19 protein-coding genes are annotated in these 21,332 nt (G+C 72.2%); 13 read left to right on the top strand and 6 right to left on the bottom strand.

From position 1 onward, the window contains the following. Nucleotides 1-227: 227 nt before the first annotated feature. Nucleotides 228-983, top strand: coding sequence for a GNAT family N-acetyltransferase (locus ACJX2R_RS18895; protein WP_413101085.1), 756 nt, complete (start codon nt 228-230; stop codon nt 981-983). 411 nt (nt 984-1,394) lie between these two features. On the opposite strand, the gene ACJX2R_RS18890 is transcribed toward ACJX2R_RS18895, so the two are convergent. Further along, nucleotides 1,395-2,036, bottom strand: a complete 642-nt coding sequence (locus ACJX2R_RS18890) for a CatB-related O-acetyltransferase (RefSeq protein WP_262704113.1) — start codon at nt 2,034-2,036, stop codon at nt 1,395-1,397. A 246-nt stretch (nt 2,037-2,282) separates the two neighbouring features. Here ACJX2R_RS18890 and ACJX2R_RS18885 point away from each other — a divergent pair, with 246 nt between their 5' ends. The 4 genes from ACJX2R_RS18885 (at nt 2,283) to ACJX2R_RS18870 (ending at nt 6,348) form a co-directional block, all read left to right on the top strand. Further along, entirely contained in the window at nt 2,283-3,938 is a 1,656-nt protein-coding gene (locus tag ACJX2R_RS18885; protein WP_413101084.1) for an FG-GAP-like repeat-containing protein, read from the top strand. An 823-nt stretch (nt 3,939-4,761) separates the two neighbouring features. Then, nucleotides 4,762-5,202: a thioredoxin gene (gene trxA, locus ACJX2R_RS18880; RefSeq protein WP_262704111.1), complete on the top strand. Its 441-nt coding sequence runs from the start codon at nt 4,762-4,764 to the stop codon at nt 5,200-5,202. After that, entirely contained in the window at nt 5,195-5,842 is a 648-nt protein-coding gene (locus ACJX2R_RS18875) for a histidine phosphatase family protein (RefSeq protein ID WP_413101083.1), read from the top strand. Before trxA ends, ACJX2R_RS18875 begins: the two co-directional genes overlap by 8 nt. Before the next feature lie 80 nt (nt 5,843-5,922). Beyond that, the gene (locus ACJX2R_RS18870) at nt 5,923-6,348 is read left to right on the top strand and encodes an OsmC family peroxiredoxin (RefSeq protein ID WP_020871531.1); all 426 of its coding nucleotides are present in this window, start codon (nt 5,923-5,925) and stop codon (nt 6,346-6,348) included. Here ACJX2R_RS18870 and ACJX2R_RS18865 read toward each other — a convergent pair. Further along, on the bottom strand, nt 6,323-6,952 hold the full coding sequence (locus tag ACJX2R_RS18865) for a hypothetical protein (RefSeq protein ID WP_413101082.1): 630 nt from the start codon (nt 6,950-6,952) through the stop codon (nt 6,323-6,325). The two genes, ACJX2R_RS18870 and ACJX2R_RS18865, sit on opposite strands and share 26 nt — an antisense overlap. 236 nt (nt 6,953-7,188) lie before the next feature. Between ACJX2R_RS18865 and ACJX2R_RS18860 the strand changes: the two genes are divergently transcribed. The 3 genes from ACJX2R_RS18860 (at nt 7,189) to ACJX2R_RS18850 (ending at nt 9,731) form a co-directional block, all read left to right on the top strand. Beyond that, nucleotides 7,189-7,965: an IclR family transcriptional regulator gene (locus ACJX2R_RS18860; protein WP_413101081.1), complete on the top strand. Its 777-nt coding sequence runs from the start codon at nt 7,189-7,191 to the stop codon at nt 7,963-7,965. Beyond that, entirely contained in the window at nt 7,962-8,828 is an 867-nt protein-coding gene (locus ACJX2R_RS18855) for an SMP-30/gluconolactonase/LRE family protein (RefSeq protein WP_413101080.1), read from the top strand. Before ACJX2R_RS18860 ends, ACJX2R_RS18855 begins: the two co-directional genes overlap by 4 nt. Before the next feature lie 231 nt (nt 8,829-9,059). Then, a complete protein-coding gene (locus ACJX2R_RS18850) occupies nt 9,060-9,731 on the top strand; it encodes a hypothetical protein (protein WP_413101079.1) in 672 nt (223 codons plus the stop codon). Nucleotides 9,732-10,702: 971 nt separating this feature from the next. On the opposite strand, the gene ACJX2R_RS18845 is transcribed toward ACJX2R_RS18850, so the two are convergent. Beyond that, a complete protein-coding gene (locus tag ACJX2R_RS18845) occupies nt 10,703-11,131 on the bottom strand; it encodes a MarR family winged helix-turn-helix transcriptional regulator (protein ID WP_182472113.1) in 429 nt (142 codons plus the stop codon). 88 nt (nt 11,132-11,219) lie between these two features. Here ACJX2R_RS18845 and ACJX2R_RS18840 point away from each other — a divergent pair, with 88 nt between their 5' ends. Then, the gene (locus ACJX2R_RS18840) at nt 11,220-12,239 is read left to right on the top strand and encodes an NADP-dependent oxidoreductase (RefSeq protein ID WP_262704105.1); all 1,020 of its coding nucleotides are present in this window, start codon (nt 11,220-11,222) and stop codon (nt 12,237-12,239) included. Between the two features lie 104 nt (nt 12,240-12,343). Here the strand turns inward: ACJX2R_RS18840 and ACJX2R_RS18835 are convergent, their stop codons facing one another. Then, complete coding sequence (locus tag ACJX2R_RS18835; RefSeq protein WP_413101078.1) at nt 12,344-13,564, bottom strand: glycoside hydrolase family 30 protein; 1,221 nt, start codon at nt 13,562-13,564, stop codon at nt 12,344-12,346. A 343-nt stretch (nt 13,565-13,907) separates the two neighbouring features. Between ACJX2R_RS18835 and ACJX2R_RS18830 the strand changes: the two genes are divergently transcribed. The 3 genes from ACJX2R_RS18830 to ACJX2R_RS18820 all read left to right on the top strand — a co-directional run bounded on the left by ACJX2R_RS18830 (nt 13,908) and on the right by ACJX2R_RS18820 (nt 17,243). Beyond that, complete coding sequence (locus ACJX2R_RS18830) at nt 13,908-14,306, top strand: hypothetical protein (RefSeq protein ID WP_262704103.1); 399 nt, start codon at nt 13,908-13,910, stop codon at nt 14,304-14,306. A 126-nt stretch (nt 14,307-14,432) separates the two neighbouring features. After that, the gene (locus ACJX2R_RS18825) at nt 14,433-15,545 is read left to right on the top strand and encodes an ABC transporter substrate-binding protein (RefSeq protein WP_413101077.1); all 1,113 of its coding nucleotides are present in this window, start codon (nt 14,433-14,435) and stop codon (nt 15,543-15,545) included. A gap of 189 nt (nt 15,546-15,734) precedes the next feature. Beyond that, the gene (locus ACJX2R_RS18820) at nt 15,735-17,243 is read left to right on the top strand and encodes an alpha-N-arabinofuranosidase (RefSeq protein ID WP_413101076.1); all 1,509 of its coding nucleotides are present in this window, start codon (nt 15,735-15,737) and stop codon (nt 17,241-17,243) included. 86 nt (nt 17,244-17,329) lie between these two features. On the opposite strand, the gene ACJX2R_RS18815 is transcribed toward ACJX2R_RS18820, so the two are convergent. Then, on the bottom strand, nt 17,330-18,103 hold the full coding sequence (locus tag ACJX2R_RS18815; RefSeq protein ID WP_413101075.1) for an intradiol ring-cleavage dioxygenase: 774 nt from the start codon (nt 18,101-18,103) through the stop codon (nt 17,330-17,332). A 323-nt stretch (nt 18,104-18,426) separates the two neighbouring features. Here ACJX2R_RS18815 and ACJX2R_RS18810 point away from each other — a divergent pair, with 323 nt between their 5' ends. After that, on the top strand, nt 18,427-19,500 hold the full coding sequence (locus tag ACJX2R_RS18810; RefSeq protein WP_413101074.1) for a pectate lyase family protein: 1,074 nt from the start codon (nt 18,427-18,429) through the stop codon (nt 19,498-19,500). A gap of 29 nt (nt 19,501-19,529) precedes the next feature. Here the strand turns inward: ACJX2R_RS18810 and ACJX2R_RS18805 are convergent, their stop codons facing one another. Then, on the bottom strand, nt 19,530-21,251 hold the full coding sequence (locus ACJX2R_RS18805; protein ID WP_413101073.1) for a PHP domain-containing protein: 1,722 nt from the start codon (nt 21,249-21,251) through the stop codon (nt 19,530-19,532). Nucleotides 21,252-21,332: the final 81 nt, after the last annotated feature.

Genomic DNA, 21,332 nt, shown 5'->3' with positions numbered 1-21,332 from the left:
AAAACCATGTGTCACCCGGGCACGCTGTGCGCTAAGTTCCGCGTGGCGATTCCACTATCTGTCAAAGGACTGAAGCCAATGGACTCGGCGTCCCCCAGCGGCCGCCGTCGGCACTGAGCGATCGGTGCCAACAACCCGTTTCCTCACGGCGGCCCCACGTATCCGTACACCGCTTCCTTCCGCGGCGCATCGCCTCTCGCCGCGTTGATCCGTGAGGTCACTTCACCATGGGCACTGACGTCCAGAGTTTCGCCGTAGCCAACCTTCGCCGCCGCCCCGTGCTTGTCGAAGTCGGGGGCTTTGTGGCGGGGTTCGATCCCGGCACCACCAGCCCGTACATCAACTACGCGACCCCGCTTCCCGGCGCCCGGCCCACCGCCCGGGACGTCACGGAGCTGATCGGGGCGTTCCGGGTACGCGGGCTCAAGCCCCGGCTCGAGTTCGCGCCGGACGCCGCGCCCGGCGTGGAGCCCGCGCTGCGGGAGGCGGGGTTCGGCGTGGAGGCCACGCACGCGTATCTGGTGTGCACCCCGGCACGGCTCGCCGTTCCGCGGGGCACGGCGGCCGTTCCGGTGGCGGCTCCGGCCACGGACGAGGACTACCGGGCGATCGACGCCGCGCTGTCCGAGGCGTTCGCCAGTGAGTTCGCCGCGTCTGAGGAAGGGGCGGCCCGGCTGCGCCGCGTCCAGGAGGGCGGGGGTGCGGTCCGGTTCGTCCGGGCGCCCGATGGGGGCTGCGCAGGCGGGGCCACCTGCTCGGCTCCCGCCGTGGGCACCGCCGAACTGGCGGGCGTGGGCACCCGGCCCGCCTTCCGCGGCCGAGGCATCGCCGCCGCGGTCACCGCCGCGCTGACCGAGACGATGTTCGCCCGGGGCGCCCGGTCGGTCTGGCTGGAGTACTCGGGCGAGGGCTCCCGCCGCGTCTACGAGCGGGTCGGGTTTCGGCCGCGGGGGGCTCGTCTGTATATGAGCCTCGAGAGGTGACGTAAGGGGGGCACGGGGTCCTTCCCCTCCCCGCCCCTACCCGATACCAGAGGCTCCGCCCCTGGACCCCCGGGGTCTGGGGGCCGGAGCCCCTGCCGCGCGGCGGAGCCGCATGGCGATGGCGCGGGGAGGGGCGGGGCTCCGATCCGGGGATCGGGGAGAGGGGCTTCGGTCCGAGGTCTGGGGCGGGGTTCCGATCCGGGCCCGGGGTGGGGTTCCGATCTGGGTCTGGGGTGGTCCGGCCCGGGGGGCCGGGGTGGGACTCCGGGCCGGGGTCTGGGGCGGAGCCCGGGTCTGGGGCAGGGCCCGGGTGCGGGGGCTGGGGCGGGGCCCCAGTTGTGGGAAGGGGCGGGGAGGGGAGCAGCCCGCCGCAGGCGCAACCCCCCTCGGAGATCTCCTACCGCAGCGCGGCTAGCGCGGGGCCGCCGCCTCCAACTCGTCCACGCTGCCGGACATGATCGTGCGGATATGGGCGGTGACGTGCTCGATCGGCCAGTCCCACCAAGCCAGGGCCAGCAGCCTGGCGATGTCCTGGTCGTCGTAGCGGCGGCGAATGACCTTGGCCGGATTGCCGCCGACGATCCCGTAGTCGGGAACGTCGTCCACCACCACGGAACCAGAGGCGATGATCGCGCCGTGCCCGATACGCACGCCGGGCATCACCATCGCCCGGTATCCGAACCAGACGTCATGGCCGACCACGGTGTCGCCCCGGCCCGGCAGACCCGTGATCAGGTCGAAGTGCTCGGCCCACGAACCGCCCATGATGGGGAACGGAAACGTGGACGGGCCGTCCATGCGGTGGTTGGCGCCGTTCATGATGAACCGCACCCCTTCGCCCAGCGCGCAGAACTTCCCGATGACCAGCCGCTCCGGCCCGTAGTGGTACAGCACATTGCGGGTTTCGAACGCGGTGGGCTCATCCGGGTCGTCGTAGTACGAGAACTCCCCGACCTCGATCAGCGGCGAGGTGATCAGCGGCTTGAGCAGCACCACCCGTGGCTGCTCGGGCATCGGGTGCAGCACGGTCGGGTCGGCGGGTATGGCCGGCATCGTGCATCGCCCTTTCTCGTCGCGGGTCAGGGACCAGGGGCCATGGGTCAGGCGTCAGGCCTCAGGCGTCAGGCGTCAGGCGTCAGGCCTCAGGCGTCATGATCGCAAGGTCGGCGCCCGGTGTCGCGTGTATTTGGCGGGGGCGGCCGCGAGGCAACCCGAGCGCGCTCCCTGGAGTCCTTGAGCGGTGAAGCCCGTCTTAAGCGGTGAAGCCCGTCCGCTCGATCCGCCTTGCGAGGTGTCGCCGTGCGTTCGTCCGTTCCCGTCGCCGCCGTGGCGGTGTCCGTGGCCGTGTCCGTGCTGCTGCTCGCCGGGTGCAGCGAGGGCGGCCACGAGGGGCGGAGGCCGGTGGAGGGGGCCACCAAGGGGGCGGCCGGTGCCTCGCTCGGGGACTTCAACGGCGACGGTTACGACGACTTCGCCACCGCCATCCGCCCCACCAGCGCCTCCCGGGGACCGCTGCCCGCCCGGCTCGCGGTGGTCTACGGCGGGGCGCGCGGCCTCGACCCGCGGCACCGCCTCGTCGTGAACGGCGCCGACGACGACTACGTCGGCCCCCTGCTGCGCACCGATCTCGACCGGGACGGATTCACCGACCTGGTGACGGCGCGGTTCCGGCACGGGAGTTCGCCGCGGGCCGAGCGGACGGGGGAGACGGTGGTGCTGCGCGGCGGCCCCCGAGGGCTGGCCGCGCCGCGCCCGCTCGGCGGTGGCGCGGCCGGATTCCTGGCGCTGGCCGTGGGGGACTTCGACGGGGACGGGGCGGCCGACCTGTTGGCCTCGGCGGCGGACGGCCGGGTGGACGGTCTGGGTGACAGCCGGGGCGAAGGCCGGGTGGACGGCCGGGGTGACCACAAGGGTGGACGCAACGGTGATCGCAAGGGTGACCGTAGGGGTGAAGGCTGGGGTGCCGTACGCGTGCTGTACGGGCCGTTCGGCGCGAAGGTTCACCCCGCCCGTACCGCCCCGCTCCCCGCGGGCCCCACCGACCGGCCCCACCGCGGCGCGCCCGCCACCGCCACGGCCGGGGACTTCAACGGCGACCACCGCACCGATGTGGTGCTGACCTACCGCTACGGCCTCGGCCAAGCGGACCAGCCGGAACTGGGTGACACCGCCCCCCTCGACACCCCCGTCGCCCACTACCGCGGCGGGCCCAAGGGCCTGGTGCGGGACAAGAGGCCCGAGGCGCGCCTGGCCCACGCCCTCGGCACGGAGGACGGTCCGCGCGAGCCCGCGGCGGGGGACGCCGACCACGATGGGGTCGACGATCTGCTCGCGCCCGGCCAGGGGACCCTCGGCCCCGGCCGCCACCGCGGCTCCGGACGGCTGACCGTCGTCCACGGAGCCAAGTCCGGTCTGGGCCGGGGACGTGCGGATCTCACCGTCGATCAGTCCGGTCCGGGCATGCCTGGTGACGACGCACGGCGCGGGGACGGGTTCGGCGGCTCCCCGGCCGTCGGCGACATCACCGGCGACGGCCGCCCCGACCTCGTCGTGGCCACTCCCGAGAAGAACAACGGCAACGGCCGGCTCACGCTGCTGCCCGGCTCACGGCACGGGCGCGGCGGCGAGTACGCCCCCGACCCGGCCAAGAGCCCGTACCGGGAGCACGGCCGGGGGCACGGTCGGGGGCACGGCGGGGAGCAGTCCCTGGACCTGGACACCCCGGGGGTGCCCGGTCGGCACACCCCGTACGGCTTCGACGCCTTCGCCCCGCAGCCCCCGCTGCTCGACGTCGACGGGGACGGACACGAGGATGTGGTCGCCGCCGCGCCCGGCTACGGCCGCGGCAGGACGGGCGGCTTCTGGATCTTCCGGGGGACCGACCGCGGGCTCTCCACCAGGGACGTACGCCGCTTCACCCCCGCCGACCTGGGCATACGCTTCCGGGCGGGCTAGCTGGGCGGGTCCGGCGGCTCGTGACGCCTGCGGCGGCCTGTTCCCCTCCCCGCCCCTTCCCGAAACTGGGGCTCCGCCCCAGACCCCAGCCCGGGGCTCCGCCCCAGACCCCGGGCGGGAGTTCTGCCCCGGCCTTGGGCGGGGGTTCTGCCTCAGCCTCCGGGTGGGGCTCCGCCCCAGACGCCGGGCCGGGGCTCCGGCCCCAGGCCCCAGCCCGGGGCTCCGCCCCAGACCCCAGCCCGGGGCTCCGCCCCAGACCCCAGCCCGGGGCTCCGCCCCAGACCCCAGCCCGGGGCTCCGCCCCAGACCCCGGGCGGGGGTTCTGCCTCAGCCTCCGGGTGGGGCTTCGCCCCAGACGCCGGGCCGGGGCTCCGCCCCAGGCCTCGGGCGGGGGTTTTGCCTCAGGCCCCGGGCCTCGGGCGGGTTCTGCCCCGGGGCTCGGGTGGGGGTCCGCGCCAGGCCCCGAATCCTGGGCCGGGGCTATGCCTCAAGGCCTCGGGCCGGGGCCCCGCCCCTTCCCGTGGCGTCGATATGCGGCTCCGCCGCGTGGCAGGGGCTCCGCCCCGGACCCGCTCCCCCCGGCCCGGGGCTCCGCCCCAGACCCCCGGGGTCCAGGGGCGGGGGCCCTGGTATCGGGAAGGGGCGGGGAGGGGAAAGCACCGGTGTGCGGATCCGCCCCGTGGTGCGCCGGACACCCCCCCAGCGCTCGACGCAGCCGTGGGGCCGCCGCCCCCCCCCGCCGTCGGAGCGGAATAACGGCGGGCAGCGGCGGGGTTACGGTGCATGTGGCATCTGCCGACGTACGGAAGCGGGTAACGCAGGCATGAGCACTAGCACCGTCGAGCTCACCAAGGACAACTTCGACGAGATCGTGTCCGGTAGCGAATTCGTCCTGATTGATTTCTGGGCCTCCTGGTGCGGGCCGTGCCGGATGTTCGCACCCGTCTACGAGAAGGCCGCCGAGCGCCACCAGGATCTGCTGTTCGCCAAGGTCGACACCGAGGCCCAGCCCGAGCTGGCCGCCGCCTTCGACATCCAGTCCATCCCCACGCTGATGATCGTGCGGGAGAACATCGCGGTCTTCGCCCAGCCCGGCGCCCTCCCCGAGCCGGCCCTGGAAGACCTCATCGGCCAGGCCCGTGACCTGGACATGGACACGGTGCGCGCCTCCATCGCCGCCGCGGCGAACGAGAAGCACGCCATCGACGAGGAGAAGGAGCAGGGCGTCGCGGGCGAGGAGAAGGCATCCGGCGGCCGTGGCTGAGCTGCTGCTGGTCCGGCACGGCGAGACCGAGTGGAGCCGGTCGCACAAGCACACCAGCTGGACCGATCTGCCCCTGACCCCGCGCGGTGAGGAGCAGGCACGGGCCCTGCGCGAACCGCTCGCCGCACGGAAGATCGGGCTGATCCTGGTCAGCCCGATGGACCGGGCCCTGCGGACCGCGCGGCTCGCCGGGCTCGAGGATCTGACCGTCGAGCCCGACCTGCGCGAATGGGACTACGGCGGCTACGAGGGCATCACCACCGACGAGATCCACCGCACCCGCCCCGACTGGGACCTGTGGACCGACGGCGTGCCGTCGGCCGGTCCCGACCACCCTGGTGAGTCACCCGAGCGGATCGGGGCCCGGGTGGACCGGGTGCTCGCCCGGATCGCCCCCGAGCTGGAGTCGTCGGACGGCGCCGATGTGGTGCTGGTGGCGCACGGCCATGTGCTGCGGGTGCTCACCGCCCGGCGGCTGGGCCTGCCCCCGTCCGCCGGTGCGCTCTTCCGGCTCGACACCGCGACCGTCAGTCGACTGGGAAGTGAGCATGGTCGCCCGGCCATGGTCGCCTGGAACGTAGGCTCGGAGTCGATCTCCGGACAGGGTGCCACCGCAAGCGGTGGCACCCCCGCCGGTTGATCATCTCCGACCGTATACGGATCTCCGACCGAACCGTATACGCATACCGCACGTCCGACAGGAAGCAGGGAACAGCGAGCATGGCTACGACGCGTACCGCGCACACCGTCTGGCAGGGCAATCTGGCCGAGGGCAAGGGGACCGTCACCTTCGACTCCTCCGGCATCGGCGAGCAGCCGGTCTCCTGGCCGTCCCGCGCCGAGCAGGCGAACGGCAAGACCAGCCCGGAGGAGCTGATCGCGGCGGCCCACTCCAGCTGCTTCTCGATGGCGCTCTCGCACGGCCTCACCCAGGCGGGCAACCCGCCCACCCAGCTGACCACCCAGGCCGAGGTGACCTTCCAGCCCGGCACCGGGATCACCGGTATCCACCTCACCGTCGAGGGCACGGTGGAGGGCCTGGACGAGGCCGCGTTCACCGCGGCGGCCGAGGACGCCAAGAAGAACTGCCCGGTGAGCCAGGCGCTCGCCGGTACGGAGATCACGCTGTCGGCGAAGCTGGCCTGACGTCCTCCATACGCTGGAGCAGTCCCCAGGTGAACTCCGCCACATAGTGGCGGAGTTCACCGTTCTCCGCCTCCGGCGCGTCGAAGGCGAGCCGCCAGCGGGTGGGCGCCGAGCCCTCCATGGGCCGCGCGGGCGCGAAGGCGCGCGCCACCTCGTCCACCGTGCAGGACCAGGGCGCGAGGTCGGCGGCCGTACGCAGCCGGGGTCCGGGGGCGCCCGGAGCGCGCACCAGCCACTCGTTCCACACCGCCCCGTTCGGCGCGGTGAGCACCTCGAACCGCAGATCCGGCCACAGCGGCACGGACCAGCTCAGCGCCTCGCAGGTCAGATCGCCGATCCGGCGGGTGGCGGTGGACTCCGGCGGGCCCAGCACGGAGCGGTAGCGGGCCACCGCCGAGCGCCGCCGCGGCGAGCGCTGCATGGCCTGCCAGCGGCGGTTGGCCTCGCGCATCACCGCACGCCCGAGGCCCAGCTCGCGCAGTGCGTCCTCGACCAGCCCCGGCTGATGGTCGGCCATCCGGCGCAGCAGCACGAGGACGAAGGGGAAGGGGGCGGGGAACGAGTCGGGCTGAGCGAACGAGCCGGAGCCGGGCGCGGAATCCATGGCTCCTATGGTGGCGTACGGGCTCGCTGTGCCGTGGCGTACGGGCTCGCCGTGCCGTGGTGTGCGGGGGCGGCGTCCCCGTCCGGTGGCGCAAGCGCTTCCCGTCCCATCACATCGTGCCTTTGCCGGACCATTGCCGGGGGAAGTCCCCTCCGCATAACCTGTGTTCGCGATACCGGCCACCGGCCGGAATCTCGAACGCTTGCCATCTGAACCAGAAGGGGAGGGCGAGCACTATGGGACGCCTGGTGCCCGCGGTGACACGGGCTCTGGACATACTCGAGCTCTTCCTGGACGGGGACGGCACGCTCTCCGCACCCGAGATCACCCGTCGGCTCGGACTGCCCCGTACGACGGTCCATGAGCTGGTGACCACTCTGGCCGCCCGCTCCTATCTGGTCCAGGTTCCCGACCAGCCCGGCCGCTATCGGCTCGGGGTGCGGCCGTACCAGCTGGGCAGCCGCTACGCCGAGCAGCTCGACCTGGCCGCCGAGGGCCAGCAGGTGGCCCGGAGCGTCGCCGAGACCTGCGACGAGACCGTGCATGTCGCGATCCTCGAGGGCATGGACGTCATCTACATCGCCAAGGTCGACTCCACCCACGCGGTCCGCATGGTCTCCGCCGCGGGCCGCCGGCTGCCCGCCCACTGCACCTCGGTCGGCAAGATGCTGCTCGCCTCCCTCCCGGAGGACGACCTGGCCGCGCGGCTGTCCGGCGATCAGCCGCTGGCCGCGATGACGGACAACAGCATCACCTCCCCCGACGAACTGCGCCGCCACCTCGCCACCGTGCGCGAGCGCGGCGTCGCGGTCGAGCAGCGGGAGTCCAACCCGGATGTGAACTGCGTGGCGGCCCCCGTACGGGACTCGGCGGGGAAAGTGGTCGCGGCGCTGTCGATCTCGGTGCCGACGATCCGCTGGAGCGATGAGCGCCAGGCCGAGCTGGAGGAGCTGGCGGCCAAGGGCGCGGGCGAACTGTCAGTGCGGCTGGGACATCGGAGGCGGGACATATGAGCACACGGCCATCGCTCGAGATCGCGGTGCGCGCGAGCGCCGTGCTCGGTGAGGGACCCACCTGGGACGCCGCCGCGCAGCGGCTGATCTGGGTGGACATCCTCTCCTCCCGCGTCCACACCTACGATCCCGCCTCCGGCCGCCGCACCACCCTGGGCACCGAGCAGCACGTCGGCGCGGCCAAGCCCCGTGCGGGCGGCGGCCTGGTGGTCAACCTCCGCGACGGCATCGGGACGTACGGGGCGGACGGCGGCTTCGACTGGCTGCGGCGCGAGGCGGTCCCCGGCCGCCGGGGCAATGACGCCGCCGTCGCGCCCGACGGCTCGCTCTGGGCGGGCACCATGCGCTACGACGAGGGGGTCGGCGGCGGCACGCTCTCCCGGATCGGGGCCGACGGCTCGCATACGGAGTTCCTGCCGGAGGTGACGGTCAGCAACGGCATCGGCTGGAGCCCGGACGGCCGCCTCATGTACTACATCGACACCCCCACCCGCCGTATCGACGTCTTCGACGTCGAGGACCCCGATGGTCCGGTGGCCTCGGCCCGGCGGCCGTTCGCCGAGGTCGAGGAGGGCGCGGGCTACCCGGACGGGCTGTGCGTGGACGCCGACGGCGCGGTGTGGGTCGCCCTGTGGGACGGCGCCGCGATCCGTCGCTACGCCCCTGACGGGACACTCGATCGGGTGGTGGAGCTGCCGTTTCCGCGCCCGACCGCGTGTGCCTTCGGCGGGGCGGACCTCACCGATCTGTATCTGACCTCGGCACGCGTCGGCCTCGGCGCCTCCGCACCGCCGCTCGCCGGGTCGCTGCTGGTCATCCAGGGTGTGGGGCAGGGTCTCGCACAGCCCGCCTTCGGCGGCTGAGCGGGGGCGGGCGGGGCCGGGGCGTCGCCGGTTCGCCGTAAGACACCGTAAGACACCGGAAGACAGGGGCCTGACGAGGGCTTTCGTACGGTTCTTTGCACAGGATCCTCACACCCCGCGTCCTGCTGACCTGCCCGGTGGTCACATAACCTGCCCGGCGAAATGGATTACTGCTCTCCCTGTCGCCGCCATCTCAACGGTGCCGTCTCCTGCCCTGGATGCGGGAGGCCCGTGGAGGAACTCGGGCTGCCCTCTGCCGCGTCGGAGGGGGGCGCCGGGGCCGAGTCGTCCGCCACGCGGGCGGAACGGCGGGCGGACCGCCGTACGGCCCAGGCTTCCCGTGGCTCCGGCACGACTCGCGCCTCGCGCCGGAAGCCCAAGTCCCGGGGTCTTTTCGGCCGCCGCGCCCGTCGGGCCCGCCGGGGCCGGGGGCGCCGGGTGGCGATCCTGGCGTCGGTGCTCGGTCCGGTGCTGGTCGCGGTGTTCGTGGCCGAGCTGGCCACCGAGGGGCACTGGCGGGAGTCCTCCCCGGCGCCCAGGCGGCAGGAGCCGGTGGCCGACCGCGACGGCGGTGTGACGGAGTCCGCCGAGACGATCGTCCAGGACACGACCGGCCCGAGCGCGGGCCCCTCGGCGGCGGACGGTGCGGACGGAAGGTCGTCCAAGGACAAGGACAAGGACGGCAAGAAGCCCAAGGGCGAGAAGGACGACACGTCGCCCGATCCGGACGACGCCTCGTCCTCCGACCCGTCGGACGACTCCCCGGCCCCGGGCGGCTCAGGGGCGACCCACCGGCCCACCACCCCGGCGAACCCGAGGCCCACCGCCCCGGCGACCGTGGCGCCGACGCCGAGCCCGACGCCCACGGAGACTTGCCAGCGCTTCCTGTGGTGGTGCACGTAGGGTCGCGACGCCTGCGGCGGGCTGTTCCCCTCCCCGCCCCTCCCCGAAACTGGTGCTCCGCCCCAGCCCCCGAACCGGGGCTTCGCCCCAGACCCCGAACCGGGGCTTCGCCCCAGCCCCCGAATCCGGGGCTTCGTGTCTGACCCCGGGCCGGGGCTTTGCCTCAGACCTTGGGCCGGGGCTTCGTGCCTGATCCCGAATCCGGGGCTTCGTGCCTGATCCCGAATCCGGGGCTTCGTGTCTGGCCCCGGGCCGGGGCTTTGCCTCAGACCCCGAATCCGGGGTTTCGCCCCTGGCCCCGGGCCGGGGTTTCGCCTCAGACCTTGGGTCGGGGCTTCGTGCCTGATCCCGAATCCGGGGCTTCGTGCCTGATCCCGGACCTGGCTTCGCCCCCGACCCTGACCCCGGGGCTCCGCCCCAGACGCCGGACCGGGGCTTCGCCGCTGACCCCGAACCCGGGGGTTCGCCCCAGACCTCGGGCCGGGGTTTCGTGCCTGATCCCGGGCCGGGCTTCGCCCCCGACGCCGGGCTGAGGCTTCGCCCCAGACCTCGGGCCGGGGCTCCGCCCCTTCCCTCGGTATCGGTATGCGGCTCCGCCGCGTTGTGGGGCCCAGGTCCTGGGGCCAGACCTCGGGGTCCAGGGGCGGAGCCCCTGGTAGCGGGAAGGGGCGGGGAGGGGAAAGCATCGGTGAGCGGCACCTCCGCGTGGCCCGCCGGGCACCCCGTACCCAGGCACCCCGAACCCGGGCACCCCGAACCCGGGCACCCCGAACCCGGGCACCCCGAACCCGGGCACCCCGAACCCGGGCACCCCGAACCCGGGCACCCCGAACCCGGGCACCCCGAACCCGGGCACCCCGAACCCGGGCACCCCGAACCCGGGCACCCCGAACCCGGGCACCCCGAACCCGGGCACCCCGAACCCGGGCACCCCGGTGATGGGCGTCCCGGCGATGCCTCGCGGCCCGGCTCTACGGCGCGGTGCCCAGCATCCGTTTGAGCAGGTCGCGCAGTACCGTCCGCTCCTCGTCCGAGAGCTCCGCCAGCGGTTCGCGCGCGAAGTCGAGTGAGCCCCGGAGCCGTTCGGAGGTCTCGCGGCCCGCCTCCGTGGCGGCGGCCAGCTTGACTCGGCGGTCGGCCGGGTCAAGGCGGCGCTCGGCGAGGCCGCGTGACTCCAGGCGGTCCACGATCCCGGTGACGTTCGACGGCTCGCACTTCAGCTGTTGGGCGAGCCGTCGCATCGGCGTCGGGCCGCCGGTCAGCAGGCCCAGCACCCGGGCCTGTGCCCCGGTCAGGGAGTGCTTGGCCGCCGCCTCCTCGTATTCCTCGTGATAACGGGCCACGATGGTGCCGATGAGCTCGACGACCTCGAGGGTCAGCGGGTCGATGCGGGACGTCATGACGACCAGGGTACCCATTTACTTGACAACATGAAATATCCAGCAGCATGATTGTTTCATCTGCTGAAACGTAGGAGAGGCCCCTTCCATGTCCGTCATCCCCACCACCGGCCGTGAATGGCACCTGGTCGCCCGCCCCCAGGGGTGGCCGAAGCCGGAGGACTTCGCGTTGCGCGAGGCCTCGGTATCCGAGCCGGGCCCCGGACAGGCGCTGGTGCGTAATCTCTACATGTCGGTGGACCCGTATATGCGCGGCCGCATGAACGACGTGAAGTCGTACACGCCGCCGTTCCAGCTGGACCGGCCGATGGAAGGCGGCGCGGTCGGCAAGGTCGTCGCCTCCAACGCGGAGGGCATCTCCGTCGGCGACCACGTCCTGCACTTCGGCGGCTGGCGTGAGTACGCGACGGTGGACGCCAAGAGCGCCGTCAAGGTCGACCCGGAGATCGCCCCGCTCCCCGCCTACCTCGGGGTGCTCGGCATGCCCGGCCTCACCGCCTACGCGGGGCTGCTGGAGGTCGCCTCCTTCAAGGAGGGCGACTCAGTCTTCGTCTCGGGCGCGGCGGGCGCGGTCGGCAGTGAGGTCGGCCAGATCGCCAAGCTCAAGGGCGCCTCGCGGGTGATCGGCAGCGCCGGTTCGGACGAGAAGGTCCGGGTGCTGCTCGACGAGTACGGCTTCGACGCGGCGTTCAACTACAAGAGCGGCCCGGTCGCCGACCAGTTGAAGGAGGCCGCGCCGGACGGGATCGACGTCTACTTCGACAACGTCGGCGGTGAGCACCTCGAGGCCGCCATCGGCCGCCTCAAGGTGCACGGCCGGGTCACCGTCTGCGGCATGATCTCGCAGTACAACGCCACCGAGCCGACCCCCGCCCCGCGCAACCTCGCGATGGTCATCGGCAAGCGGCTGCGGATCCAGGGCATGCTGGTCGGGGACCACCAGCACCTTCAGGAGCAGTTCTTCCAGGAGGTCGGCGGCTGGATCCGCGAGGGCAAGCTGCACTACCGGGAGACCGTCATCAAGGGTGTCGACAACGCGGTGGACGCCTTCCTCGGGATGCTCCGTGGGGAGAACACCGGCAAGATGATCGTCGCCTTCGAGGACTGAGGCTTCGAGGACTGAGGCTTCGAGGACTGACGGTTCATGGGCCGATGGTTCATGGGCCGGTGGTTCGACCGCCCCTGCCACCCGTGTGGCTGGGGCGGTCCCGGCTATCGCAGCACCACCGTCGTCAGCGAACGCCCCGGCAGTTCGACCGCCAGCCGTCCGTCGCGCACCCGCGCGGTTCCTACGCGGCTGAGCGCATGCGTCCCGTCCGTCCGGTAGACCGCGCCCCGCGCATCCGCGCCACTACCCGCTCCACGTAGCGCGTAGTCCGTGCGCACCGGCTCCGTACCGGTGTTGAGGATCTCCAGGACCCGTCGGCCGTCCCGGTTCCGGAAGGCCGTCGTCTTCACCCCGTCCGCCCCGGAGTCCGCCGCGACCCGTACCGCCCCGGGCCGGATGAAACGGCTGTACGCGGCCAGGGCCCACAGCCGCTTGGAGACGTGGTAGTCCGGGCCGTCCAGCTGGATCAGCCCCCGGGTGGCGCCCACCGACGCGCCGAACCAGTACACATACCCACTCGCCCCCGCGTCCGCGAGCGTCGTGTGGATCGCCTCCGCCACCGCCAAGCCGTCATAGCTGCTGGCGTCGTCCCATGCCTCGTTCCACGTCGTCCCGTTGGGGCTCCACTCCGACATCCAGGTGCGGCGGGTGGTCGGCAGGGGCTGGTCGGAGGGGGTGACGTAGGGGTGGCCCGTGTGCACCGCGACCTGGTCCGCGGCGGCGCTGTCGGCCTCGATCGCGGTGGAGAACGCCGCCTGCTCGTCCCATCCGGCCGCGTCGCAGCACAGCAGATTGATCCCGGCCCGCCGTACCGTGGGGCCGATCGCCTTGATCACCTCGACCGCCTCCTCCGGGGTGAACCGCATCGAGGCGTAGGACGTGGCGAGGTCCGGCTCATTGGTGAAGCCGAGGTCGGTGATGCGTACGCCCTCCTGGCGGTAGAACTTCGCGTACTGCACCAGGTAGTCGGCGTACGCCCGTCGCCACTCCGCCTTCAGCGTGCCGCCGTTCGCGTCCGTCCCGTTCGTCTTCATATAGCCCGGCGCGCTCCAGGCGTCGGCGTAGAAGCGCTTGACGCCGTACCGCCGCGCCTCCTTGGCCAGCCACACCTGGCCGCCGTCGTCGCCGTCCCACTCATAGCGCGGGGGCGCGTCCGGGCCGCCCGGGTCGGTGGGCTGGATGGACTTCATGTGGTCGTAGACCTCGTCGGAGGACGAGCCGATGCCGAGCCGCAGAATGCTCAACCCGGCGCCCGTGGCGCGGTTCAGCAGCAGATCCAGCACCTCGCGCTGGTGTTCCGGGGTCAGGCCCTGTGCGCCGTGCATCAGATCGGCGCTGGAACGCCTGGGAGAAGCCGAAACCGTCGATGGGCTGGAGATGCCTTCCGAAATCCACGGTGCCGCCTGGGAGTGGTGCCGCGGCGGCGGACGGTGTGATGAGCGGGAGCAGTGCGGCGGCGAGCGCGCCGACGAGGGCCGTGCGGACCGAAGTGATCACGAAAACTTCCCTTCCCGGCTCCGAAAAGTTCCGGAACGTTTCCGTAACGTCGGCCGCACGCTAGAGGCGGCGGTGAGATGGGTCAAGGGATCGCTCACGAGGTGATGGGTCGGGGACGGGCGGGTACCCGGGGGCCGAAAGAGCCCGGAGCGAATTGGGAAAGGGGGCCCCATGTCCACGACGGCCGGTCCGGAACAGCCTCGGTCCGCCTCGCAGGTGCTGGTGGCGCTGAGCGGAATCTCGCGGGACGACGCCGAGGCCGTCTTCGGTGTGCTGCGCACGGCTTACGCGTCCGACCAGGCGACGGCGGATCTTCCGCAGGACGCGGGGGAGGGGCGCCCCACGGTGTGGACGTCCGTCTTCGAGGTGGCCGACCCACGCGCGGAGCCACGCCCGGCCTCCCTGACGGCCCCCGTCACCGCCGACCTCCAGGGCGGCCCCCTCCCGGTGCGACGGATGGCGGACGTCCTGGCCCGCGCCTTCGAGGTACGCGAGCAGGGCGCGGTGGCGGGCGACCAGGAGCAAGAGCTCCGGCTGAGGCTGTCCACCACCGGGATCCGCCCGTCGTAGCGAGCAAGGGGGTGAGGCCCCTGGCGGCTCGGCGAGCACATAAGGCGAGACATAAGGCGAGGAGATAAGGCGAGCACATTAGGCGAACGCATAATCGGTTGCCTGTCGGCGACGGCGGCGGATGCAATGTCCGGCATGGTCACCCAGGCGCGCCCGCCACGGCGAGACGGATCATCCATCCGGATCGGCGCTCTCGTTCCGCTCACCCGGCCCGGCTGGGCCGAGGCGGGTCAACACCTGCTCGCCGGCCTGGAGCTGGCCGTACGCGACGTCAATGACAACGGCGGGATCGCCGGAAGCCCACTCGAGCTGGTGGTCCGGGACACCGCGGCCGATCCGCGGAAGGCCGCGGCGGCCGTGGACGAACTGGCCAGCCAGGGCGTGGCCGCCCTGGTGGGGGAGTACCACAGCGTCGTCGCTCGTGCCGCCGCCACCCGGGCAGACGCCCTCGGCCTGCCGTTCCTCTGCTCGTCGGCGGTTCTCGACGCGCTCACCGAACGGCCGACGGACTGGGTCGCGCGCCTCCCCCCGGCACAGTCCCACGGCTGGCGGATCTACGCGGACTTCCTCCTCGGCGCGGGCCACCGCCGCATCGCCGTGGCAACCGAGCCGAGTGTCTACTGGGCATCCGGGGCCCGCGTCCTGCGGGACCACCTCGCTCCACGCGGCGGCACCGTCATCGAACTCGACATGCGCGCGCTCGCCCCCGCGGCCCTGTGCGACGAACTCGCCGCCCATCGCGCGACGGCCCTCCTGCTCCTGGTCGGCCACCCGGAGCCGGCCGTGTCGATCGTTGCGGCCGTCCGCCGCGACCAGCGCCTCGCCGAGATCATGATGGGTGCTCCGGCCGGGCAGCCGGAGTTCGCCGAATGGGCGGTGTCGCTGGGTGAGGACGGCACCGCGATCCCGTTCCTGCGCTACCTGCCCGAGCGCCTCGGCCCACTCGGCGCACGAGTCGCGGCGGCCCTCCGCGAGCGGCTGGCCGCGGCGCCCTCCTTCGTCGCCTTCGAGGGCTATGACACGGTCGCCGTCCTCGCCGAGGTGCTGCGTGCCCAGGGCACGGACCGGGCGCGCATCGCCGCGTCCTGGCCGAGCGTCGCGGTCGAGGGCACCCGCGGGCGGATCCGGTTCTCCCGCACCCCGGGCGGCGGCGTGTGGCAATGGACCTGGCCGCCGGTCCAGGTCGTCGATCGGGATCCGGCGGAACCCGATCGCTTCCGGATCCTTCACACCGGCTGAGCGAGCACGGAGATCCGGCCGCCCGGCGCGCGGGCCGCTCAGCTCGGACAACCGACGCCGTCCTGCCATTGACGCACGCCGTGGCGAGATCTTACGGTCGCGTTCGAAGAAACGAGCGCTGGTCGATATGTCGAATAGTCGCGCGGGCGCGCATATGCGCAGTCGCGACACCCGAAGAGATGGGCCGTCATGCCGCAGACCGATTCCGCCCGGTTCACCCTCGACCCCGCCTTCGCCATCGGAGACGTCAACCCCCGCCTCTTCGGCTCGTTCGTCGAGCACCTCGGACGCTGCGTCTACACCGGTATCCACGAGCCGGACCATCCGGCCGCCGACGAGGCCGGGCTGCGTACCGATGTCCTCGCGCTGATCCGGGAGCTGGGCGTCAGCGTCATCCGGTATCCGGGCGGCAACTTCGTCTCCGGCTACAAGTGGGAGGACGGTGTCGGGCCGGTCGAGGAGCGGCCGCGGCGGCTCGATCTGGCCTGGCGTTCCACCGAGACCAACCGGTTCGGGCTCTCCGAGTACACCGACTTCGTCCGTAAGGTCGGCGGCGAGCCCATGATGGCGCTCAACCTCGGCACCCGCGGCGTCGCCGAGGCCCTTGAGCTCCAGGAGTACGCCAACCACCCGTCCGGCACCGCCCTCGCCGACTTCCGGATCGGCCACGGCGACAAGGATCCGTACGGCATCGGGCTGTGGTGTCTGGGCAACGAGATGGACGGCCCCTGGCAGACCGGCCACAAGACGGCCGAGGAGTACGGACGGCTCGCCGCCGAGACCGCCCGCGCGATGCGGCAGATCGACCCGGGCGTGGAGCTCGTGGCGTGCGGCAGCTCCAACCAGTCGATGCCGACGTTCGCCACCTGGGAGGCGACGGTCCTCCACGAGACCTACGACCTGGTGGACCACATCTCCCTGCACGCCTACTACGAGGAGCGCGACGGCGACCGCGACTCCTTCCTCGCCTCGGCCGTGGACATGGAGTCCTTCATCGAGAACGTCGTCGCCACCTGCGATCACATCGGCGCCCGGCTGAAGTCGAAGAAGAGGATCAACCTCTCCTTCGACGAGTGGAACGTCTGGTACCAGACCCACTACCACAACGCCGAGCCGCTCAACTGGGAGGAGGCCCCGCGCCTCCTGGAGGACAACTACTCCGTCACCGACGCCGTCGTGGTCGGCTCACTGCTGATCGCCCTGCTCCGCCACGCCGACCGGGTCACCGTCGCCTGCCTCGCCCAGCTGGTCAACGTCATCGCCCCGATCATGACCGAACCGGGCGGCCCCGCCTGGCGGCAGACCACCTTCTACCCCTTCGCACAGGCGTCGGCGCACGGGCGCGGGCGGGTGCTGCGGGTCGACGTCGACAGCCCGACGTACGAGACCGCCGTCTACGGCGAGGTGCCGCTGCTGCACGCCACCGCCGTGCTCGACGAGTCCACCGGCGCGGTGACGGTCTTCGCGGTCAACCGCGACCAGCACCGGCCGCTCCCGCTGGAGATCGCCCTGCGCGCCCTCCCCGTGACCCGCGTGGTCGAGCACACCGTCCTCGCCGACGCCGACCCCGAGGCCCGTAACACCCTCACCGACCCCGAGCGCGTCACCCCGCGTCCCGGCGCGGGCACGGAGCTCGCGGACGGCGCCCTGCGCACCACGCTGGAGCCGATGTCCTGGAACGTCATACGCCTGGCCTGAGCACCCCGGGCGCGAAGGCCCCGCCCGGGGTGCCGGGCGGGGCGTGGACGGTGGACGGGGTGCGGGAGACGCTGTGCGGCGGCCGGTCAGGCGTCCGGGTCGACGCCGACCGTGAGCGTGCCGCGATAACCGGCGGCCGGCGTGCTGCCCAGCGCCGTCACGGCGAGCAGCCCGGCCGCGGTGCCGCCGTTGCCGTAGATGCCGTCGGCGGACAGCGGAGTGCGGGGGACGGTGTTGGTGGAGTACGGGGAGAGCTTGGCCACCGCCTCGGTGATCTTCTCGTCGAAGAAGAGCTGACCGGTGTGGATCTCGTTGCCGCCGGTGAACGAGCCGTCCGGGGTGAGCGTGACGCCCGTGTGCACCTTGAGGTGGACATGGATGCAGCGGCCCCGGTACCAGCCGGGGTAGATCCCGGTGAGTTTGGCCACCCCGTCGGTGCCGGTGAGCACGCCGCCGCGCAGGAACTTGCCGTTGTCCGGCTCCTGGTGGCCGTTGTTGCCGACGAAGCCGGAGTACTCGCCGAGCGCGTCGCAGTACCAGATCTCCACCAGCGCCTTGTTGATCGGTGCGCAGGTGGCGGTGTCCACGACGGTGAGGACGAGCTCGAGCGGGACTCCCTTCTTGTCCTCGGCGACGTTCGCGCGTACGAGGGCGTGGTCGAGGTAGTACGGGCCCTCGGTGAGCTCCTTGGTGAGCGTGCAGATGGCGGCGGTGGTCCCGGTGGCCGTGTCACTCGCGGTGGCCGTCTCGGGGCGTACGGCAGCCGTGCCCGCGCCGATTCCGATGGCCGCCGCGGCGGCGCTTCCGGCGAGCAGTACTCTTCGGCGCCCCATGGGGGCGGATAGGTCTGTCATGAGCATGGAAAGATAGGGGCGATTCCTGTGGGGCGTCTGTGGATTCGGCAAAGTCCCCGCCCGTCAACCTCTCGATACGGCCAACTCCCTTGCTTCGTACGGGTGTTGACAGCACCACAAGCGCTTACTAGCTTCTTCCGGGATGGCCGCTGCCCGCCGGGGCGATCCTGACCACATCGCCCGGCGCCAGGGCCCCGCACCGTCAGAGCCGCAACCTTTGGCGATCTCCACCGGCCTTTGTGATCAGCGTGCTTGCCGCTCACCCTCGCTCAATCCCGCAAGCGATTACCCTCCCGTGTGGAGATCCTCCGAATGAGAGGACTCCCCCCATGCGCTCGACGCACGACCACGGCACCACGGACGACGGCGATGTCACTGACGTCACCCGCGTCACCGCCCGCGACCGACGCCGGCTGACCGCGGTCGCCGCGGGCGTCACCGCGGTGCTCGCCCTCGGCGGCCTCTCCACGGTCTCCGCCCACGGCGCGGACTCGGCCGACACCGCCCGCTCCGGTACGGGGGCGCGTCCCACCGCCGAGACCACCCCCATCGGCTTCGGCGCCGGTACCACGGGCGGCGGGAACGCCGCCGCCACCACCGTGACCTCCCTGGACGCCTTCAAGGCCGCCGTCACCGGCGACAAGGCCAAGGTGGTCAAGGTCTCCGGGTTGATCTCCCTCACCGGCCAGGTGGACATCGGCTCCAACACCACCGTGCTGGGCGTGGGTTCGGGCTCCGGCTTCACCGGCGGCGGTCTGCGGCTGAAGGAGTCGACGAACGTCATCGTCCGCAACCTCAACATCAGCAAGCCCCGGAAGCCGTCCGACGGCATCACCGTGCAGAAGTCCACCAAGGTGTGGATCGACCACAACACCTTCTCGGCCGACCGCGACCACGACAAGGACTACTACGACGGTCTGCTGGACATCAACCACGGCTCGGACAACATCACCGTCTCCTGGAACAAGTTCGCCGACCACTTCAAGGGCAGCCTGGTCGGCCACAGCGACAACAACGCCGCCGAGGACACCGGTCACCTCAAGGTGACGTACCACCACAACTGGTTCACGAACGTCTACTCCCGCATCCCCAGCCTGCGCTTCGGCACCGGCCACTTCTACGACAACTACGTCCAGGGTGCGGAGACCGGTGTGCACTCCCGGATGGGCGCGCAGACGCTGGTCGAGAACAACGTCTTCCGCGACACCGAAGTGGCCGTCACCACCAGCCGGGACAGCGATGTCGACGGCTATGCGGTGCTGCGCGGCAACGACCTGGGCGGCGCGGCCACCGAGATCTCCCGGACGGGCAGCTTCACCACCCCGCCGTACGCGTACACGGCGGAACCGGCGTCCTCGGTCGTGGCCACCGTCACCGCCCAGGCGGGCGCGGGAAAGCTCTGAAACGCCTCAGCACCGGCCCCCGGGGGCCGTCACGAGGGCAGCACCCACATGGGGTTGGCGTAGAACCACAGGTCGCGCCATGGATCCGCATCGCCCGGCACATCCATCGCCGGGCCGTGCGGATCCACCGCCGCGCCCCGCGCGCCCACCGCCACGCGGTTGCCGTCGGTGCCGCGCAGCCGTACGTACAGCGGGCGGTCCACGGGGCCGAGGTCGTAGGAGAGCCGGACCGTTCCCGTCGCGCGGCCGATCTCAAACGATTTCACCACCCGGGTGCGCGGCGCCGCGAACGTGTCACGGTCGCTCACCGCGCCCGTGACCTCGCCCCGGATGACGTCCACTCGCGCCAACTTCGGTACGAAACCGGCCCAGTTGGGGCCGTTCGCCAGGGCGATGTCCAGCTCCAGCCGGACCCGGGTGCCGCGCTGCACATGCAGCGTGCCGCCGAGGGTGACCGAACGACCCCGGCCACTGCCCACGCCACTCCCGCCACCGCTGAGCCGTGCGTCCAGGCCGCTGATCAGCCCGCCGTGGTCCACCCACACCCGGCCCGCCAGGATGCCGTCCATGACGGCGGCGTACGAGAAGTCCTCGGCGCCCACATGGGTGCGGCTGTACTGGCCCGGCCAGTAGTCGTTCTCCTCCAGGTCGAGCCCGCCCCCGTACACCGGGTCGTCCTGCCGCCCGTTGGTCTCGTAGTCGCTGCCGGGGCCGCGCGCCGCGGTGTCGGCGTAGACGTTGTGGGAGTCGGAGTTGGCGGTGATCCACCACGGCTTGCCCTCGCTGAGCAGGCTGTCCCACAGCCCGCCCACCGTGGCCGTCATCCAGTCGAAGCCGCCCCAGGTGCGGTACGACTCGGCCGGGTACGCGGCGAAGGACTGCGGCCCGGGGGCGTTCTCGTACAGCCCGCGCGCACCGCCCGGACCGTGCGCGGAGGCCGGGATCCCGGCGGCCTGGTGGCCCGGCGCGCCCTCCATGCCCACGGCGATGTGCGGCTGGGCGTCCCGCCAGCCCCGGATCTCGTGCGGGGAGTCCAGGCCCTTGCGGGCGGGGTGGTTGGCGAGCATCAGCGCGGCCCTGACGCGCCGCCGGCGCACCGCGTCGGAGAGGAAGTCAAGACCGGCGATGGCCAGGGCCTCGTTCCGCGGGGTGGAGTCCGCGGCGTCCTTCACCGACCCGTCGAAGGAGGTCTCGAACTCCTTGAGCACCGCCACCTCGTCACGGCCGGGGTGGACGAAGACCGTGCCGTGCTCGGCGCCGGGGATGTTCCACTCCAGCCCCTGGAAGACCAGCGCGTCCCGGTGGGTCTCGCGCGCCTCGCGGATGTCGGGGTTGACCTTCTCGACCCCGATCCGGGCGTGGGTGACGTTGCCGTGGTCGGTGATCACCATCCAGTCCAGACCGTGCCGGGCACCCTGCCGCACCTGGTCGATGACCCGGTACTTGCCGTCGTTGCTGTACTGGGTGTGGATGTGGTGGTCCCCGGCGAGCCACAGATAGCCGCCGCCGTGCCGGGAGCCGGGCGTCGCCGCGCCGTTCGCCGCGACGTTCACCGCGTCGGCGCGCGCGGTGCCGCCGTCCAGCACGCTCACGGCGCCGAGCCCCGCGCCCAGCAGCCCCGCGCGACGCAGCATCGAGCGCCGGGAGAGCTGGTCGGGGGTCAGCTCCTCGTCCCGTACGGACAGGTCGAGGGCCGGGGGCAGGCTGTGCACCGCGAGTTCATCGTGAGGGTGGTGATGTCCGGGGGCCATAAGCGCGAAGGTAAGGACCGAGGTTGAACACCAGCCGAACACCGCACGCCCAACAGCCCATCGTCAGTGGTTCATCAGCCG

It is taken from the genome of Streptomyces sp. Inha503, assembly GCF_047215865.1.
GTDB classification, from domain to species: Bacteria; Actinomycetota; Actinomycetes; order Streptomycetales; family Streptomycetaceae; genus Streptomyces; species Streptomyces lycopersici.
The sequence above is the reverse complement of the archived record's forward strand: the minus strand, read 5'-3'. Positions and strand labels throughout refer to the sequence as shown.

What these genes read in the sequence shown, in the direction of transcription:
- ACJX2R_RS18820 (WP_413101076.1), top strand. Translation starts at nt 15,735, where the DNA reads ATGCCGCAGACCGATTCCGCCCGGTTCACCCTCGACCCCGCCTTCGCC.
- ACJX2R_RS18855 (WP_413101080.1), top strand. Translation starts at nt 7,962, where the DNA reads ATGAGCACACGGCCATCGCTCGAGATCGCGGTGCGCGCGAGCGCCGTG.
- ACJX2R_RS18865 (WP_413101082.1), bottom strand. Translation starts at nt 6,952, where the DNA reads ATGGATTCCGCGCCCGGCTCCGGCTCGTTCGCTCAGCCCGACTCGTTC.
- ACJX2R_RS18835 (WP_413101078.1), bottom strand. Translation starts at nt 13,564, where the DNA reads ATGCACGGCGCACAGGGCCTGACCCCGGAACACCAGCGCGAGGTGCTG.
- ACJX2R_RS18825 (WP_413101077.1), top strand. Translation starts at nt 14,433, where the DNA reads ATGTCCGGCATGGTCACCCAGGCGCGCCCGCCACGGCGAGACGGATCA.
- trxA (WP_262704111.1), top strand. Translation starts at nt 4,762, where the DNA reads ATGAGCACTAGCACCGTCGAGCTCACCAAGGACAACTTCGACGAGATC.
- ACJX2R_RS18870 (WP_020871531.1), top strand. Translation starts at nt 5,923, where the DNA reads ATGGCTACGACGCGTACCGCGCACACCGTCTGGCAGGGCAATCTGGCC.
- ACJX2R_RS18890 (WP_262704113.1), bottom strand. Translation starts at nt 2,036, where the DNA reads ATGCCGGCCATACCCGCCGACCCGACCGTGCTGCACCCGATGCCCGAG.
- ACJX2R_RS18810 (WP_413101074.1), top strand. Translation starts at nt 18,427, where the DNA reads ATGCGCTCGACGCACGACCACGGCACCACGGACGACGGCGATGTCACT.
- ACJX2R_RS18805 (WP_413101073.1), bottom strand. Translation starts at nt 21,251, where the DNA reads ATGGCCCCCGGACATCACCACCCTCACGATGAACTCGCGGTGCACAGC.
- ACJX2R_RS18830 (WP_262704103.1), top strand. Translation starts at nt 13,908, where the DNA reads ATGTCCACGACGGCCGGTCCGGAACAGCCTCGGTCCGCCTCGCAGGTG.
- ACJX2R_RS18845 (WP_182472113.1), bottom strand. Translation starts at nt 11,131, where the DNA reads ATGACGTCCCGCATCGACCCGCTGACCCTCGAGGTCGTCGAGCTCATC.
- ACJX2R_RS18895 (WP_413101085.1), top strand. Translation starts at nt 228, where the DNA reads ATGGGCACTGACGTCCAGAGTTTCGCCGTAGCCAACCTTCGCCGCCGC.
- ACJX2R_RS18860 (WP_413101081.1), top strand. Translation starts at nt 7,189, where the DNA reads ATGGGACGCCTGGTGCCCGCGGTGACACGGGCTCTGGACATACTCGAG.
- ACJX2R_RS18815 (WP_413101075.1), bottom strand. Translation starts at nt 18,103, where the DNA reads ATGCTCATGACAGACCTATCCGCCCCCATGGGGCGCCGAAGAGTACTG.
- ACJX2R_RS18840 (WP_262704105.1), top strand. Translation starts at nt 11,220, where the DNA reads ATGTCCGTCATCCCCACCACCGGCCGTGAATGGCACCTGGTCGCCCGC.